Here is a 17,777-nt window from a genome sequence, read left to right as displayed (position 1 = left end):
GCATTGGCACAATATAATAGATTTATCGTTTCCATAAGCTAGTTATCCTCACTCTTATCAGGCATCTGTATATATCTTATATATTCACAATCGCTTTCTTTTGAACGGGCTACCATAGCGTCATAGACCATATCGCGTAAGTTTTGTGCTGCATGCCCCGTGGTTAAGGTTTCATCGGCAAAAAACGGTCCGTCAATTTTTACAATAATTCCAGGCGTTTTGAAAAATCTTCGTTTTTTGTATATTACAGTAAAAGAAAAAGCAGGCTTTTTGAATTTAACGGGATACAAAAAGGATGTTTTAGGAAAATTTCGTATTCCTGTATAATACGGCCAAATATGCGCTTCCGGATAAATCACGATAGAGTTTCCGCGCTGGCACCTTTTTTCTATAGCAGTATAAAAATTATTAAAGCCTTTTATTGTCGTCGGAATTGGCATTGCTCCAAGCATTAATATCAGATGTTCTGTACCTTTTAGGGCAACGTTATCAGAATTGACTATTACATAATTTTTCTTGGGAAACGATACTATGCTTTGTATAAAACCGTCGCCTGGAACTTGAGTATGATTTCCATAAAGAAAATATCCTGTTTTTTTATACGGCTTCAAGGCTTTTTTGTTTTGGATTTTTAGCCCAAATTTGATTTTTGTATATAAAAAACCAGCAACAAACACAACACCATAAACAATCTTGGATAAAAAAATCCATAGCTTATTGGTCGGTATATATTTGTATGATTCATCAATAACTTTTAGCTTTCTTTTTATCCCCGAAAATTCGTCGTTGAGTTCATCTTTATAGTATATAGTCTTTATTGGAAGCGTTTTTTTACTCAATTTGTCCTCCAAAAAACTTTGGCATATTTTGATATCTTAACAGTATATAATCTTACTTCATTTCATCAAATTGTATCATATAAACCAAAAATTAACAAGTTTATTGATTTGATTTTGAAATTTCTAATCAATCAAAAAACTACTAAACATAAAAACCTATAAAAAAAGCCCTGTTATATTTCAAACAGGGCTTTTTGATAATCCGTAAGATTATTATTTTCTAGGATTCTTAATGTTGGCTTGTGCTGCTGCCAATCTTGCAATAGGAACTCTGAAAGGTGAGCAGGATACATAAGTCAATCCTACGTTATGGCAGAATTCGATAGTGCTGGGATCTCCACCATGCTCTCCGCAAATTCCTAATTTGATGTTAGGACGAGTAGCCTTACCTTTTTCAACAGCCATCTTAACCAAAGCGCCTACGCCTTCTTGGTCAAGTTTTGCGAAAGGATCGGATTCAAATATCTTCTTGGCGTAGTAATCATCCAAGAACTTGCCAGCGTCATCACGGCTGAAACCGTAAGTCATCTGTGTTAGGTCGTTAGTTCCAAATGAGAAGAACTCTGCACTCTTAGCGATCTTATCTGCTGTTACAGCTGCACGAGGAACTTCAATCATGGTACCAACATGATATTCCATCTTTACGCCGCTCTTTGCGATGATTTCGTCAGCAGTCTTAACAACTACAGCCTTAACATATTCTAATTCTTTAACATCGCCTACTAGAGGGATCATGATTTCAGGAACTACATTGTATCCTTTTTCTTTATTTACTTCAATAGCTGCTTCAATAACGGCTCTTGTCTGCATTTCAGCTATTTCAGGATAAGTTACGCTCAAACGGCAGCCTCTGTGACCAAGCATCGGGTTAAATTCATGCAATGAATCAACGGTGTTCTTGAGGTCTTCATAGGTCAAGCCCATTTCTTTTGCCAAAGCTTGAATATCTTCTTCAGTTGAAGGCAAGAACTCATGGAGAGGAGGATCCAAGAATCTGATTGTTGCAGGTCTGCCTTCCAAAGCTTCGTAAATGCCCTTGAAGTCCTTCTTCTGCATAGGCAATAATTTGTCTAATGCTCTTCTTCTTTCTTTTTCGGTCTTGCTTACGATCATTTCACGCATTGCAGGGATACGGTCAGGATCAAAGAACATATGCTCTGTACGTGTCAAACCAATACCTTCTGCACCAAACTTAACAGCCTGTCTTGTATCAGCAGGAGTATCAGCATTGGTACGAACCTGTAATGCACGATATTTGTCAGCCCACTCCATTATTACAGCAAAATCGCCAGTCAAAGAAGCAGGTTCGGTCTTAATAGCTTCGCCATAAACATAGCCTGTGCTTCCGTCTAATGAAATAGGATCGCCTTCTTTATATACTTTTCCGTTTAAAGTAAATATCTTCTTTTCTTCATCAACCTTGATATCTCCGCAACCTGCTACGCAGCATGTTCCCATACCACGAGCAACAACTGCAGCGTGAGAAGTCATACCGCCGCGTGCTGTCAAAATACCTTCAGATGCGTACATACCTTCGATATCTTCAGGGCTGGTTTCTTGTCTTACAAGAACAACTTTCTTGCCTTCTTTCTTCCATTCAACGGCTGTTTCAGCAGTAAATACTATAGCACCGCTAGCAGCTCCAGGCGAAGCAGGCAAACCTTTCGCTATAACTGTAGCTTTCTTCAAAGCGCTGGCTTCAAATTGAGGATGCAACAATGAATCCAATTGCTTAGGATCAATTTTTAGAAGTGCTTCTTTTTCATTGATCATGCCTTCTTTTACAAGGTCAACAGCAATCTTCAATGCAGCCTTAGCTGTTCTCTTTCCGTTACGAGTCTGCAACATATAGAGTTTGCCTCTTTCGATAGTAAATTCCATATCCTGCATATCTCTATAATGTTTTTCAAGAGTATTAGCAATTTTTGCAAACTGATTATATAATTCAGGGTTTTGTGTCTTCAAAACGTCAATGGGGTTAGGAGTACGAATACCAGCAACAACGTCTTCGCCTTGAGCGTTCATAAGATATTCGCCGTAAAGTTTGTTTTCACCAGTTGAAGGGTTACGTGTAAATGCAACACCAGTACCACTGTCTTCGCCCATATTACCAAATACCATTGCTTGAACGTTAACTGCAGTTCCCCATGAACTAGGAATATCGTTCATACGACGGTAAACAATAGCTCTGGGATTTTCCCATGATCTGAATACTGCTTTTACAGCTTCAATCAACTGAACTTTGGGATCTTGAGGGAAATCTTCTCCAACGCCATCTTTATACAACTTCTTGAACAAATCAATGATTTCTTTTAGATCGTCAGCGTTAAGGTCTGTATCAAACTTAGCGCCTTTTCTTTCTTTGATTTCATCCAAAATGCGTTCATACTTGGATTTTTCTTGTTCCATAACAACGTCTGAGAACATTTGAATAAATCTTCTGTATGAGTCATAAGCAAATCTCTTGTTGTTAGTAAGTTTTGCTAGTCCTTCAACAGTTTCATCGTTAAGACCAAGGTTCAATATGGTATCCATCATACCCGGCATAGATGCGCGAGCACCGCTTCTTACGGAAACAAGTAATGGATTGCTAACATCCCCAAACTTTTTACCTTCTATTTTTTCCAGCTTAGCTAATGCATCAAAAATCTGTGTTTTGATTTCGTCAGCAATAACTTTACCATCCTCATAATATCTTGTGCATGCTTCTGTGCTGACTGTAAAACCTTGAGGAACAGGCAAACCCAAAATGGTCATTTCTGCAAGGTTAGCGCCCTTGCCGCCCAGCAGTTCTCTCATCGATCCATTGCCTTCACTGAAAAGATAAACATACTTGTGTGACATTTTTGACTCCTTTCTTTATAGTATTTTTATAAAATAAACCTGATATATTTTAACAAATTTTGGTAACTAAAAACAACAAAAAAATATTAAACAGAGCAGATTTTTGCTCTGCTTAATATTTAGCTCAATTTCTTAACTAGTTTTAGGTCTATTCTGTTCTTTTCGTTGTCGATTTTGATTACTTCAACAATAACCTCATCGCCTACGTTAACAACATCTGTAACCTTTTCTACGCGGTGATCGGCTAATTTGCTTATGTGAATTAAGCCGTCTTTTCCGGGAGCTATTTCAGCAAAAGCGCCAAAATCTAATATACGGTTGATAAAGCATTGATACTGGAATCCAACCTCAGGATCAACTGTTATAGCCAAGATTTTGTTCTTAGCAAGTTCAGCCTGATTAAGGTCTAAGGATGCGATCATAACCTTGCCATCGTCATTGATATCAATCTTAACGCCTGTTTCCTCAATAATCTTATTGATAACTTTGCCGCCCTTACCGATTACATCGCCAATCTTATCGGGTGAAATATCAAAAGAAATAATCTTAGGAGCGTATTTTGATAATTGAGGTCTAGGAGCAGGTAAAACTTCAAGCATCTTGCCCAAAATATGCAATCTGCCTACTCTTGCCTGTTCCAAAGCGGTCTTTAGAATTTCTTTATCGATACCTTTGATTTTTATATCCATTTGAATTGCAGTTATGCCTTCAGATGTTCCTGCAACTTTAAAGTCCATATCGCCTAAGAAATCTTCAAGTCCCTGAATATCAGACAATATAGCAACTTTGTGAGATTCTTCGTCCTTAATAAGACCCATAGCAATACCAGCAACAGGTGCTTTTATAGGCACGCCAGCATCCATCAATGCAAGGCATGAGCCGCAAACACTTGCTTGTGAAGTTGAACCGTTTGAGCTCAAAATTTCACTTACTGTTCTGATTGCATAAGGGAATTCAGATTCGGGCGGAATAACAGGTTCCAATGCACGCTCTGCTAAAGCTCCGTGTCCTATTTCTCTTCTGCCAGGGCTCTTTAGAGGCTTTGCTTCGCCTGTGCAATAAGGCGGGAAGTTATAGTGGTGCATATATCTCTTGAAGTTTTCTTCGTCTAAACCTTCAAGTTTTTGAACTTCGCTAATTGTTCCCAAAGTAGCTGTTGAAAGTGCTTGAGTCTGTCCTCTTGTAAATACCGCACTGCCGTGAACTCTGGGCAAAATTGATGTTTCGCACCAAATCTTTCTGATTTCGGTAAGCTTTCTGCCGTCAGGACGAATTCCTTGATTTAGTATCTTGGCTCTTACCTTTTCTTTGGTCATATTATACAAGACATCGCCGATTTCTCTAGCTTTGTCAGGATAAGTGTCCTTGAAATGATCCAAAACATCTTTCTTAAGATTTTCTTGATTTTCTTCTCTTGTAGCACGGTCAAATGTGTCAAGCGCTTCATCAAGTTTCTTATCGGCATATTCTCTAACTGCTACATTGATTTCATCAGGAATAGTATAATATTCAATCTGCTTTTTAGGCTTGCCGACAGCTTTTACAATTTCTTCTTGAAAAGCTACTAATTTTTTGATTTCTTCATGAGCAAACAAGATACCATCTAGCATTACATCTTCGCTTACGATGTTTGCGCCTGCTTCAACCATCATGATAGCGTCTTTTGTTCCGCTTACATAAACATGCATTTGGGATTTTGAGCGGGCCTCGGTATCAGGGTTAAGAACATACTTGCCGTCAACATAACCAACAACCACCGAGCCAGTAGGTCCATAAAAAGGTATATCTGAAATTGACAATGCAATAGAAGAACCTATCATTGCATAAACTTCAGGGGGTATATTGGTATCTACTGAAAGCGCAGTACATACTACCGCTACATCGTTAAAAAATCCTTTGGGGAATAATGGTCTAATAGGTCTATCTATAAGTCTGCTGACCAAAATTGCCTTATCACTTGCACGACCTTCGCGTCGTTTGAAACCTCCGGGAATTTTTCCCACGGCATACATCTTTTCTTCAAAGTCAACACCCAGCGGGAAAAAATCAATTCCTTCCCTGGGGGCATCTGCCATTGTTACGTTAGTCAAGACAACGGTATCTCCACATCTAACAATACACGAACCGTTACTGAGTTCAGCATACTTTCCTACTTCTACAGTTAATTCCCTTCCGCAGAACTCTGTCTTGAAAACTTGTCCTAATTCCATACAGTCATGTCCTCCAACAAACAATAATAAGGGCGATACTCCGCCCTTATTAAAAACATTATTTTCTTATATCTAACTTCTCGATAATATCTCTATAACGATCAATGTCCACCTTTTTGAGATAATTTAGAAGACTTCTTCTTGTACCAACCATTTGCAAAAGACCACGTCTTGAATGATAGTCTTTTTTGTGAACGTTGAGATGCTCATTGAGATGATTGATTCTCTCTGTAAGCAATGCGATTTGTACTTCAGGTGAACCTGTGTCTCCTTCCTTTCTTGCGAATTTAGAGATGATTTCTTGTTTTAAATTTTTATCCATTTTTTAACCTCCTAATGGATTCATAAAATTAGCCAAGAACTGAGTATTGCGAGGAGTAGCCGCAAAACCAAGTTTTGGTATCGATTTAGTATATCATAAGGTAAAGCGGATGTAAAATAAATTAAGTTGTCCTTACTGTTTTATTATGCGAAAAACTATAAATTTAATTATGGATAATTAATCAAATTTGAAACAAATCTGATTTTCGTTTTAACATCTCATCAAAACGGCTGATGTATTCGTCTATATGTTTTACATTGGGACTGCGCTCTATCCTCCCGCCGCCAAACAGGCATTTGCTTATAGCTCCCGCACCGCAGGCTATTACTGAGATACTTTCTTCCATCGTATCTATATTATTGATGCATTGCTTATTGGGCAAACAATAGCCTGTGTTTTCTAGGTTGCCAAGCATATTTTTTTGGCGATAGAGATAATAAGGAGTATATCCTGATTGTGTTATTCTATTATAAGCAAAGTCTACCATGTCATCGATAAGAACTAAGTTATTATAATCCTGCTGTTTCAAAACAGAACCATTTTTTAATGCCAAAGTATGCACAGTGATATTATCAGGTCTTAGCACCAATGTCTTATTAATGGTATCCTTGAAACCGTCAAAATCATCTTCGGGCAAACCCGCTATAAGATCCATATTAATTACAAAGTTATAATTTTGCTTTGTTAGATTATAAGCTTCAATAACATCTTGGGTGCTGTGTTCTCTGCCGATAGCTTTCAAAACCTTATCCGAAAAAGTCTGGGGATTGATGCTGATGCGTGTTACATTATGACTTGCCAGCAAATCCAGTTTTTCTTTGGTTATTGTATCCGGTCTGCCTGCTTCTACGGTAAATTCAAGCGTGTTTTTAGGTATCACTGATAAAATTTTATCAAGCTGCATAATATCAAGTGAAGTAGGCGTTCCGCCGCCTATATATACAGTTCGGATATATTTATTTTGAGATTGCAAAAGTTCAAGGCAGTATTTTATCTCTTGCGAAACCAATTCGCTGTATTTATCAAGCAAGTTTTGGCATCTTTTTAGTTCGGAAGAAATAAATGAACAATAGCTGCATCTTGTTGTGCATACAGGAACATTGACATATAAATTGACAGCATTTTTGTCAACTGTATATATGCCTTCTTGGGCTTTTAAAATCTGATTCAAAATCCTAGACTTTGACGGGAATATATCAAAGTCTTTTTGCAAAATAGACTCTATATTATTTTCTTCAATACCGCTTTCTTTAAGTTCATAAGCAAGTCTTGTCGGACGCACGCCTGTAACACTGCCCCAGGGCAATATTTTGCCTGTAAGGCTTTTTAATACCCTATAAAGCGCATTTTTGGCAAATCTTTTGAGATATTTTAAATAATCTAACGAACCTTTTACATATAAAAACTGCTGAGTGTCTGTAAACTCTTGAGATTCTCCGCTGAAATCAGTTTTTATGACGCTAATAACCAAATCGGATTCAAATGTTATAGCTTGGTCTATAAAAAAATCGCCTTGAGTGCCGCGTTTGTAATCTTTGAAAAACAGTCTGATTATGTCCTCGGTATCGGTCAAAATCTTGGGTATGTTGATATTAAATGTAGGGGTTAGTTTTTTGCTCATATCTTAATGTTGTAGGCTCGCCGTGTCCAGGATAAACGACATAATCACCGTCTAGCATAAACAGGCAGTTAATGGATTTTAGAATAGCAGTTTGGCTACCGCCTTCAAAGTCAGTTCGACCAATGCTGCTTCTAAATAATGTATCTCCTGAAAAAATATAATTATCTATTACAAAACAAACAGAACCTTGGGTATGACCAGGCGTATGCAAAACCTTGACTGTAATATCATCAAATTTTAGCACCTCTCCGCCGTTTAACAAAACATCAGCCTTGCAAGGCTTAACAGCATATCCAAAATCTTCACCTAAGTTTTGGTCTGAATTTAGCATAAAACTGTCCAGCTTATGGATATAAATAGGAACTTTTCCTTCATATTTATGTCCCAATGCTACGTGGTCAAAATGTCCGTGTGTAAACAATACGGCCTTTAATCTAATATCCTTAAGACAGCTTTCAATCTTAAAAAAGATTTTGTCCGTACCTGACGGATCAATTATAACAGCTGATTTATTAGATGTTATTATATATGTGTTGCTCTGAACAAGGTCTGTCGTAATTGTTTTTATATTCATAATTTTTTCCTAAGTTAATTGGTTATACGCCTTACTTCGTCAACCTCTTCCAGCTGTCTTAATTTTGTAAACAGATTTTCAAGGTCTGATGTTTTTTCAACTTTTACGCTTAAGTTCATCACAGCTTTGCCTGCTTTGGAAATCTTGGCGTTTACCGAACCGATAGACAGCTTTTGCTCTGCAAACACATTGGATACCTTAGCCAAAAGTCCAGAATGGTCATTAGCGATAATCTGCACATTGGCAAAAAACTTGGTTTCGGCTTTTGCCCATTCAACTTTTATAAGACGCTCTTTTTCCATAGAACTGACATTAGGGCAATTATTGCGGTGTACCACTATTCCTCTACCGCGTGAAATAAAGCCTATTATACTGTCGCCCGGAACAGGTGTGCAGCATTTTGCCATTCTGACAAACACATCGGTCTGGCCATGAACTATGACGCCATGATTAACCTCATGCACTTTTTCATGAGTTTTGATTTCGCGTGTTTTACTATATTGCTCTTTTTTATAAAAGTCAATTAATTTGACCAAAACCTGCGCTGAATTAATGCCGCCGTAGCCTATGGCAGCGTACATATCTTCAAGCGAAGTAAGCGACAGCTTAGACATAACCGAATCCAGCCATGCAGGTTTGAAAAGCTGCGCCATTGTATAACCGCGTCTTTTTAAGTCGTTTTCTAAAATATCTTTTCCAAGCTTGATATTTTCTTCTTTCATCTGTTTTTTGAAAAAAGAACGTATCTTGGCTTTGGCCGCTGAAGTCTTTACATATTTTAGCCAGTCTCTTGACGGACCTTTTGAGTTAGATGAAGTAATAATTTCTACATAATCGCCTGTTTTTAAAGGTGTAGTCAGCGGAACAATTTTTCCGTTGATTTTGGCGCTAACGCACTTATTTCCTATATCAGTATGAACGTTATATGCAAAGTCAATAGGGTTAGAACCTTCTGGCAAAATCACCACATCGCCTTTGGGTGTAAATATAAAGACCTGACCGCTATAAAGGTCAAACTTAACGGACTCCAAAAACTCTTTTGAAGATCCAAGTTCGCCCTGCATATCCATTACTTCTCTTAACCAGCCGATTTTTATATCCAAATCGCTTGCGCTAGAACGGTTTTCTTTATATTTCCAGTGCGCCGCAACACCATATTCGGCTACCTTGTGCATTTCAAAGGTTCGTATCTGTATTTCAAAAGGTGAACCATAATTCGTCATAACAGTGGTGTGCAATGACTGATAGTTGTTGGGTTTGGGAACGGCTATATAATCTTTAAATCTGCCTGGAACAGGCTTCCAATAAGTATGGATTTTGCCAAGCACTTCGTAACAGTCACTTACGGTATTTACTATAACTCTAACTGCGGTAAGGTCATAAATCTGTTCAAAAGTCTTGTGCTGTGTGGTCATCTTGCGGTATATGCTGTAAAAATGTTTAGGACGACCGCTTACTTCTCCAGGGATATTAAGTTCGTTAAGGATTTCTACAAGCTGTTTTATTATCTTATTGACCATTTCCTGGCGTTCTGCACGCTTGAGGTTAACTTCTTTTACTAGTTCTTCATAGACTTCTCTATGCATAACCTTTAGGCACAAATCCTCTAGCTCGCATTTTATATACGAAAGACCTAGCCTTCCTGCCAAGGGCGCATAAATCTCCAAAGTCTCCTTTGCCATTGCTTTTTGGCGTTCTTCAGAAAGCGGAGAAATGGTACGCATATTATGCAGTCTGTCTGCAAGTTTTATCAAAATGACTCTGATGTCTTTTGCCATGGCAAAAAACATCTTGCGGAAATTTTCAGCCTGTTCTTCCTCTTTGGACTTGAATACAATTTTGTCTAATTTTGTAACGCCTTTTACAAGCTCGCAAGTTTCAGCTCCAAATTCTTGTTTGAGCTTTTCTTCATTAACAGGCGTATCTTCTAAAACATCATGTAAAAAAGCAGCACAAATGGTAGCAATATCCATTCCCAAATCAATGAGAATGTCGGCTACGCCCATAGGGTGCATTATATACGGTTCACCTGATTCACGCTTTTGAGAAGAATGAGCTTCTTTTGCAAAAAAATAGGCATGCTCAAGAGTCTTACTATCATTAGGATAGTAATGCCTGATTTTAGCGATTAATTCTTCTTCCTTGCCAACCTTTTGTACTTCTTCTTTCAAAGTATTTTTACCTGCTAAAGTATTTTTACCTGCTTATGAGTTTTTCTATTTTTCTAAGTATTTCTGATTTTGATAAGTCCGTTTTTACACCTTGTACAGGATTTATACAAAAATCCTGCCATTTTACATCCAATATTCCAAGTTCTAAAAACACTACCAAACACAGCATTAGCTGCTTGTAGGTTATAATCCCGTCATTGACATATTGTTCAAACACCGAAAAGAAATTATCTTTCTCAATTTCACATTTTTGCAATATTGTATAAGCGCGCACAAATACTGCCCTTTCGGTGGTAAGCCCGTCAAAAATTGATGATGACAGTTCTTTGTCAACGACATAAACTTTGGCATCAGTTAGGTCATTGATATATGATATGACATTGTCGGATATAGGTTTTTCTAGAAAAATTATTGTGTCAAAGCCCCCAAAGTCAACATCAAAGTCACAGCCCAAGATTATGCGGTTGTAATTATTGCATGTAGTTGAATAGATATAATTATGCACAAAATTCGGGGCTAACAAATTACTTTCTTGCAGCTGCTTATACGAATCAAAATCATAGGACAAAATAAGCGTGCCGTAAAGTCTGTCGTTATTTATCAATCCATTCAACTGATCTTGATTAATTATATCATATTTTGGAATATGTTTTCCATTCAACGATAAAGTTTTCAAAGCCTGCGCATGCAGCTTATCGTTGTCTTTTATGGACTTAATATATGAAAAGTTAATATCCTTCAAAACCATTGTGGGGTATTCTTTGTTTTTGTACTTATTGATTGAAAGTTCAACCGCCAATTCAAAGTCTGAACAAGCATTCATAAGCTCGACAAACTTACCATATCCAAAGCAAACAATGGTGTTTTCTTCGGGCGTTTTGGCGATAACGTGATTATATTTGTTTTTCATAAAATCAGCTGACAGCGACTTTGCAGTAAGCTTAAATACCGGTCTTGGATTGCCCAAACCGTAAGGTTCTAACAAATCAAGCTCTTTTATCAATTTCGCGTCTATTACACTTTCGTCAATTTCCATATCATAAACGCTATAAGGCAGGAATAAATTCTTTTGATACTTTTCCTTGATATATTTGTTTACCCTTTTCTTAAATATCTCCAGATTATCCTTATATATAGAAAAGCCAGCAGCTTGAGCATGTCCGCCAAATTCTATCATTATATCCGACATCTCGGACAACAGTTCATATAGGTTGATTCCTTCAATGCTTCTAGCTGTACCCTTGTAACTGTCATTGACTTCAACCATCAAAAAAGTGGGTCTGTGATATTCTCCGCTTATTTGTGCTGCGACTATACTGGTAAGTCCTTTTTCCCATTCGGAACTGTGTAAAATTATTGCATATTCATTGACAAGGTCTTCTGAACTTAACATCGCCAAAGCCTGATTATGCAGTTCCTGACAGATGTCGCGTCTGCGCTCATTGTCTGCGCTTATTTCTTCAATCAATTCAAGAATTTTTGACTTATCTTTTTCTGTGAGCAATTCAAAAGCCCGATAAGCGTCTCCCATTCTTCCTGCCGCATTTATTCTAGGCGAAATTCTAAAAGCTATATCAGACGAAGTTATCTGTTCTGTAAGTCCAAGATATTGACATAGCATCTTAAGTCCCAGATTGACAGAAGATGAATTTATTTTTTTGAGTCCCAAAACTACTAAAGTGCGGTTTTCATCTATTAAAGGTACAAGGTCGGCTACGGTCGCAAGCGCGCACAAATCATAATATTTTGAAGCAGCGCTTATTCCGCCCATTGCCTGAACTACTTTTAATGCTACTCCAGCACCGCAAAGCATATCAAAGGGATATTCCTGATTTTTTAGTTTTGGATTGATAATTACGCAACTAGGAGGATTTTCAGGAACTTCATGGTGGTCAGTTATATAAATATCCACACCAAGGTCCATTACAAATTCAACTTCAGAGGTTGCTGAAATTCCGCAATCGCAGCTGACTATAAGGTCAGGAGTGCAATCCTCAATTATTTTGGTCAATGCATCTACACTCAATCCATATCCGTCATTATTTCTGCTTGGAATATAAGGATAAACTTGTGCTCCGCATGAAGCCAAATAATCAGACAAAATTGCGGTAGCACATATTCCGTCTGCGTCATAATCGCCGTATATGACAATGGTTTCGTTGTTTTGGCAGGCTTCTTGGAGTCTGCTGGTAAGCTCTCTCATACCTGAAAGCAAAAACGGATCGTATAAGTCTTTTTCTGTGGGATTGAGAAATTGTCTTATTTGCTGTTCGCTTTGAAGTCCCCTGGCAGATAATATTTCAAGAACTGTTTTAGATAGCTTTAGATTAAAATTATTAAAATGAACACTAACGGGCTGTTCATCCCGTTTTTTAAAAATACTATTCATCTATTACTCACTGATATTTTTTATATAATTATATGTCACATATGAGAATTTGTAAAGATTAAAATCTTTTTATATTAAAGCTGTCTAAAAGTACATAATCGATTTTATGTAAAAAATCATTAAAATAAAAAAATGCACTGTTTTAAAAAAACAGTGCATGGGTATTTTAAATCTAAGTCGTAATTTTTTATGCTGTAACAGTCTCTGATTGCTTTTCTTCTTTCTGGTCGCCCTTTGCTCTCTTTTTCTTGGACTGAAGCAATGTCCAAACTGAAGGAGCCAAACACAATGAAGAGTATATACCAGAAACAAGTCCAACAATGATAGGTAAAGCAAATTCTCTTATTGAAGGTACGCCTATTATTGCCAATATGGTTATTATAAACAAAGTAGTCAAGGATGAGTTGAATGTTCTCCAGAAAGATTCCTTAACTGACTTATTAGCAATCTTAGCATAAGATAGCTCTGCATTGTTGGGGTTTTTCAAATTTTCACGAACTCTATCAAAAATAATAACGGTGTTATTGATTGAATAACCTATCAATGTTATGATCGCCGCTATGAATGTTGAGTTTACTTCAATGCGTGAAAATACCATAAATGAAACCACTATCAAAACATCGTGCGCCAAAGCTACTACTGCTGCAATGCCGCTTTTGAACTCAAATCTTATTGTTATATAAACTAGCATAAACAAAAGGCTCAAGTATATAGCAGCTATTGCGGCAAACAACAATTCACCGCTTACAGTTTGTGATATAGCTGACGAATCTTTTACAGTACCGACGTAAGGAGCTTCGCTATCTTTTAATTCAGCGATAAGCGCAGTTTTCAAATCATCGGTAACTTTTTCCATAAAATCTTCATCGCCGATTGCTTTGAATCTGATAAGGATTGAAGCTTCGTCTGATTCGCCCTGCATTTGAGCTCTTGCGACTTTCAAACCATAGGGCTTGCCGTCTTCATCTTTTAGGTTTTCTACTACTCTTTCTACAACGGCTAATTTTTCGTCATAGTTACCTTTGTTCAAAGTTCCGCCATATTTTATTTCTATTGAGTAGCCGCCCTCAAAGTCAATACCTAAGTTAAGACCTATTTTGGGAACACATAACAATACAATACCGAGAAGTATAATAAGACCTGAAACCAAGAAAAAATATTTCCAGTGGTCAACTATTCTCCATTCTCTTTTATAAAAAGAATTTCTGCTCATTCGTTAACGCTCCCAGTTTGTTTTTTTGCGGCAAATTTGTTTTTTATTGCTTTGCCCAATGAAAAAATTCCACGAGGTCTGTCACCCTTAGTGTCATGATCATCCGGAACTTCGGTAACATCGTCATCTCTTTTTAGATTAAACAATTTTGCGTCTGTCTTGTTGATATTTAAGAATGTTTTTAGCAATCCTCTAGTAACAACCAACGAGCAGAACATAGAAACGACTACACCGATAAGCCATGTAATACCAAATCCTCTTACAGAGCCTGTCCCCAAAGCAATCAATACGACTGCAGCGATAATTGTAGTAACGTTGGAATCGATAATTGCTGCAAGCGCTCTTTTGAATCCTGCCGCTATGGATGCGTTTATTGATTTTCCAAGTCTATATTCGTCTTTTACTCTTTCAAAAATAACTATATTAGCATCGACCGCCATACCAATACTGAGGATTATACCAGCTATACCAGGCAATGTCAGCTGTACCCACGGCAATGCCCATAAAAAGAACAGATACAATGCTGTAAACAACAGCAAGGATAATGAAGACATAGCCCCCATTACTCTGTATAAAACACACAAAAATATGATAATTCCTACAAGTCCAATAGCACCTGCTATAAGACTGGTTGTCAATGCATTGGCACCCAAAGTAGGACTTACCACACTTGATTCAATTAATTGAAGTTTTACATCAAAAGCACCTGATACAATTTGATTGGCTAGCTTGCTCGCGGATTGATAATCAAAATTGGGACTAGTTATAACAGGTTTTCCGTTGGTAATCGCTTGACGTATTTGTGCAGAAGAAATAACTTGCTCATTTACCACGATATCCATGGTTTTGTTAATGTTGTTTGTTGTTATTTCGCCAAACTTCTTAGTACCCTCGGCATTAAAGATAAGCTGAACTAAATAGCCTTCAGTATCCGAATAAGAAGCGTACGCATTTTCAATAGTATCACCAGTTAATACAGTTTCCCCATCAATTCTGAACTCTAATACGGCAGGTTCACCAATAACCTCAAACAATTCTTCGGGGTTTTGAAGGTCGGGAACCTCTACACGAATGCGTGTTTTGCCTTCACGACTTACGGTAGCTTCCATATAGCCCTTGCCTGTTATCATGCTATAAAGACGGCTTACCGTACCTTCCAAGCGTGAATCCAAATTAGTACGGTCTTCTTCATTGTCCGCAATGTCATAAACGGCATAAATACCGCCCTTTAAGTCAATTCCTAGCTTTATTCCGCCTGCAAATGACGTATATTTGTAATTTGTAAACGGAACATTAAACGGTACAAGCGCCAAAAACAACGCTATTGCAATAGCTATGGAAATTAAGACTAACTTGACTATTGCGCCTTTTTTATGCTTTTGCATAATATCTCCTTATACTAATCTCGCACTAATAATTAATTATAAGTTTTTATACTTTATTAGTCAACCGATTGTTTAGAATAATTCTCCAATATGTTAACAGCGATAGCACATTCAGTACGCTTTCTGATAACTTCACACATAACATCAACCGGATCATTAATGTCATTATTGAGATTATAGTTATTGGCAGCACATCCGCCCGAACAATAGTATTTTGCAAAACAGTTCTTACACTTAGGTTTAGTGTGGATATTGCAGTTTTGAAATTTATTTCTTATCTCTTCGTTAAGCGGTAATTTTGAATCCTTATTCCAATTTTTTAGGTCGCCCAAAACAAAATCATGATTGCCTACAAATTGATGACAAGGATATATCAATCCATCGGGCGCTATTGCGACATATTCGTTGCCTGCGCTGCATGCGCTTACTCTCTTTTTCTCGCAAGGTCCGCCTTCAAAATTAATCATGAAATGGAAGAAATTAAACCATTTTTCGGTCTTTCTGCGTTCTAGATATTCTTTTGCCAAACGCTCATATTCGTCTTTTATTTTTTGAATATGTTCTTGCTTAATTGCCATTACATGTTCATAAGGCAAAACAACAGGCTCGATTGAAATCTGGTCAAAGCCCTGATCATTTATCCAAAGAACATCATTTGCAAAATCCAGGTTTTGAGCCGTATATGTACCTCTTATATAATAATCCTTGCTGCCTCTTATACTTCTAAAATTTTTGGCAAACTTCAGAACCTTGTCATAGCTCTCTTGTCCGCCTGCAAAAGGACGCGCGTTGTTATGAACCTCTGGTCTGCCGTCTATGCTGATGACAACATTGGACATATTTTGATTAATAAAATCTATCTGGTCTTCATTAAAAATAACGCCGTTAGTGGTAATGGTAAAACGGAATGTTTTATTGAACTTGGGCGCTTGAACTTTGGCGTATTCAACCGCAGATTTTACAACATCAAAATTAAGAATTGGTTCGCCGCCAAAAAAGTCAATTTCCAAGAAGTGCCTTTTACCGCTGTGCATTATCAAAAAGTCAATAGCCTTTTTTGCTATTTCCAAGCTCATATCCGCAGCTTGTCCGCCGTAAGTACCCTCTTTTGCAAAGCAGTATTTGCACTTAAGGTTGCAGCGGTGGCTTATATTAAGGCACATCGACTTAATATCCCCGTTGTACTTTACCTCCTCGGGTTCGGGCGGTTGACAAAAAAGCACGCCTTGATCTTTCAAACTCTCAAGCTCATTAATCGCTTCTTTTATGTCGTCAGAAATTTCTTTTTTAGAAGGCGCATTGCCTGTCATTATCTGAACAGCTTCATGTGCAGCACGATCAATATGAAAAACACTTCCGCTTTCACTATCTAACAAAAAATAATCGTCTAAAACTTTAAAACTATGTACCATGTCAATTACAAAAAATATGCAGTAACTTAAACATTACTGCATAGCTAATTTTTTTTACAACCTTTATAAAAAATTTTATTCTAAGCAAACTTTGATAACGGGATTACGTACTATTTTCTTTTCGCAGTTTTGGTTAGCTACTGTGCAGCTTGTTTTGCATGCGGACTGGCAGCTTGCCTGGCATTCTCCGCAACCAGTTCCCTTACTTCTGTCAATTGTGTTGGCTGCAATAACTTTTATATGCTTCATAACTTCCTCCTAATTTTATATAATGATTATATACCAAAACATCCCGTTTATCAAGAAAATATTATAAAAAATGAAATTTTAACCTATTACTGTTTAGTTCTTTTTTCCCAAATTGACAGCAAATATTCCGCATACAATGCCCATTACAGCACCTGCGATGAGGTCAAACAAAATACTCCAGCCGAATGTAAACTTGCCTTCCATCAAAGAAAAAATAATATAAGCCGCTATTATGTAAACTACGCCCAAAATCAAGCCTTTTTTCCAGCCCTTGGATTTTTCTTTAAATGAAACTATGCTTGCTACAAGAAGAGAAACAGCTTTTATTATCTGATTGATTATTGCTATTACTGTATCTGACACATCGACAAAAGTAATCACTAATGCCATTGCCAAAATCAAGATTAGGCTTATAATAAGCGCAATGGTCAAACCTTTTAAAATTTCAAGATATATTTCGCCTACCTTTGGACTTGTCGTTTTTGACTTTTCTTTTTTTAGACTTAAACTCATTATTATCCACCTGCATATAAGATATTCAATATAAA

13 protein-coding genes are annotated in these 17,777 nt (G+C 37.2%); all 13 read right to left on the bottom strand.

The window, feature by feature from the left end; genetic code table 11:
• Positions 1–38: 38 nt before the first annotated feature.
• Complete coding sequence (locus VIL26_08135; GenBank protein ID HEY8390895.1) at positions 39–839, bottom strand: hypothetical protein; 801 nt, start codon at positions 837–839, stop codon at positions 39–41.
• Positions 840–1,052: 213 nt separating this feature from the next.
• A complete protein-coding gene (gene ppdK, locus VIL26_08130) occupies positions 1,053–3,683 on the bottom strand; it encodes a pyruvate, phosphate dikinase (GenBank protein ID HEY8390894.1) in 2,631 nt (876 codons plus the stop codon).
• Between the two features lie 119 nt (positions 3,684–3,802).
• Complete coding sequence (locus tag VIL26_08125) at positions 3,803–5,893, bottom strand: polyribonucleotide nucleotidyltransferase (protein ID HEY8390893.1); 2,091 nt, start codon at positions 5,891–5,893, stop codon at positions 3,803–3,805.
• 58 nt (positions 5,894–5,951) lie between these two features.
• Positions 5,952–6,215, bottom strand: a complete 264-nt coding sequence (gene rpsO / locus VIL26_08120) for a 30S ribosomal protein S15 (protein HEY8390892.1) — start codon at positions 6,213–6,215, stop codon at positions 5,952–5,954.
• Between the two features lie 181 nt (positions 6,216–6,396).
• On the bottom strand, positions 6,397–7,836 hold the full coding sequence (hemZ, locus tag VIL26_08115) for a coproporphyrinogen dehydrogenase HemZ (GenBank protein ID HEY8390891.1): 1,440 nt from the start codon (positions 7,834–7,836) through the stop codon (positions 6,397–6,399).
• Positions 7,808–8,410: an MBL fold metallo-hydrolase gene (locus VIL26_08110; GenBank protein HEY8390890.1), complete on the bottom strand. Its 603-nt coding sequence runs from the start codon at positions 8,408–8,410 to the stop codon at positions 7,808–7,810. Before VIL26_08110 ends, hemZ begins: the two co-directional genes overlap by 29 nt.
• Before the next feature lie 14 nt (positions 8,411–8,424).
• Entirely contained in the window at positions 8,425–10,581 is a 2,157-nt protein-coding gene (locus tag VIL26_08105) for a bifunctional (p)ppGpp synthetase/guanosine-3',5'-bis(diphosphate) 3'-pyrophosphohydrolase (protein HEY8390889.1), read from the bottom strand.
• A gap of 25 nt (positions 10,582–10,606) precedes the next feature.
• The gene (gene recJ / locus VIL26_08100) at positions 10,607–12,970 is read right to left on the bottom strand and encodes a single-stranded-DNA-specific exonuclease RecJ (GenBank protein HEY8390888.1); all 2,364 of its coding nucleotides are present in this window, start codon (positions 12,968–12,970) and stop codon (positions 10,607–10,609) included.
• Between the two features lie 187 nt (positions 12,971–13,157).
• Complete coding sequence (secF, locus tag VIL26_08095; GenBank protein HEY8390887.1) at positions 13,158–14,183, bottom strand: protein translocase subunit SecF; 1,026 nt, start codon at positions 14,181–14,183, stop codon at positions 13,158–13,160.
• Positions 14,180–15,568, bottom strand: coding sequence for a protein translocase subunit SecD (secD, locus tag VIL26_08090; protein HEY8390886.1), 1,389 nt, complete (start codon positions 15,566–15,568; stop codon positions 14,180–14,182). The genes secF and secD overlap by 4 nt, the downstream gene beginning before the upstream one ends.
• Positions 15,569–15,624: 56 nt before the next feature.
• Complete coding sequence (gene scfB, locus VIL26_08085; GenBank protein ID HEY8390885.1) at positions 15,625–16,980, bottom strand: thioether cross-link-forming SCIFF peptide maturase; 1,356 nt, start codon at positions 16,978–16,980, stop codon at positions 15,625–15,627.
• Positions 16,981–17,055: 75 nt separating this feature from the next.
• Positions 17,056–17,229 carry a six-cysteine ranthipeptide SCIFF gene (scfA, locus tag VIL26_08080; GenBank protein HEY8390884.1) on the bottom strand — a complete coding sequence of 58 codons (174 nt, stop codon included), beginning with the start codon at positions 17,227–17,229 and terminating at the stop codon, positions 17,056–17,058.
• Between the two features lie 93 nt (positions 17,230–17,322).
• A complete protein-coding gene (locus tag VIL26_08075) occupies positions 17,323–17,742 on the bottom strand; it encodes a TIGR04086 family membrane protein (GenBank protein HEY8390883.1) in 420 nt (139 codons plus the stop codon).
• Between the last annotated feature and the right edge of the window lie 35 nt (positions 17,743–17,777).

The sequence above is a fragment of the Clostridia bacterium genome (assembly GCA_036562685.1).
GTDB lineage: Bacteria > Bacillota > Clostridia > Christensenellales > DUVY01 > DUVY01.
This window is presented reverse-complemented; position numbering and strand designations above follow the sequence as displayed.

Excerpts from the sequence above, each read along its gene's own strand:
- ppdK (HEY8390894.1), bottom strand. The coding sequence starts at position 3,683 with ATGTCACACAAGTATGTTTATCTTTTCAGTGAAGGCAATGGATCGATG.
- VIL26_08125 (HEY8390893.1), bottom strand. The coding sequence starts at position 5,893 with ATGGAATTAGGACAAGTTTTCAAGACAGAGTTCTGCGGAAGGGAATTA.
- rpsO (HEY8390892.1), bottom strand. The coding sequence starts at position 6,215 with ATGGATAAAAATTTAAAACAAGAAATCATCTCTAAATTCGCAAGAAAG.
- hemZ (HEY8390891.1), bottom strand. The coding sequence starts at position 7,836 with ATGAGCAAAAAACTAACCCCTACATTTAATATCAACATACCCAAGATT.
- VIL26_08110 (HEY8390890.1), bottom strand. The coding sequence starts at position 8,410 with ATGAATATAAAAACAATTACGACAGACCTTGTTCAGAGCAACACATAT.
- recJ (HEY8390888.1), bottom strand. The coding sequence starts at position 12,970 with ATGAATAGTATTTTTAAAAAACGGGATGAACAGCCCGTTAGTGTTCAT.
- secF (HEY8390887.1), bottom strand. The coding sequence starts at position 14,183 with ATGAGCAGAAATTCTTTTTATAAAAGAGAATGGAGAATAGTTGACCAC.
- secD (HEY8390886.1), bottom strand. The coding sequence starts at position 15,568 with ATGCAAAAGCATAAAAAAGGCGCAATAGTCAAGTTAGTCTTAATTTCC.
- scfB (HEY8390885.1), bottom strand. The coding sequence starts at position 16,980 with ATGGTACATAGTTTTAAAGTTTTAGACGATTATTTTTTGTTAGATAGT.
- scfA (HEY8390884.1), bottom strand. The coding sequence starts at position 17,229 with ATGAAGCATATAAAAGTTATTGCAGCCAACACAATTGACAGAAGTAAG.
- VIL26_08075 (HEY8390883.1), bottom strand. The coding sequence starts at position 17,742 with ATGAGTTTAAGTCTAAAAAAAGAAAAGTCAAAAACGACAAGTCCAAAG.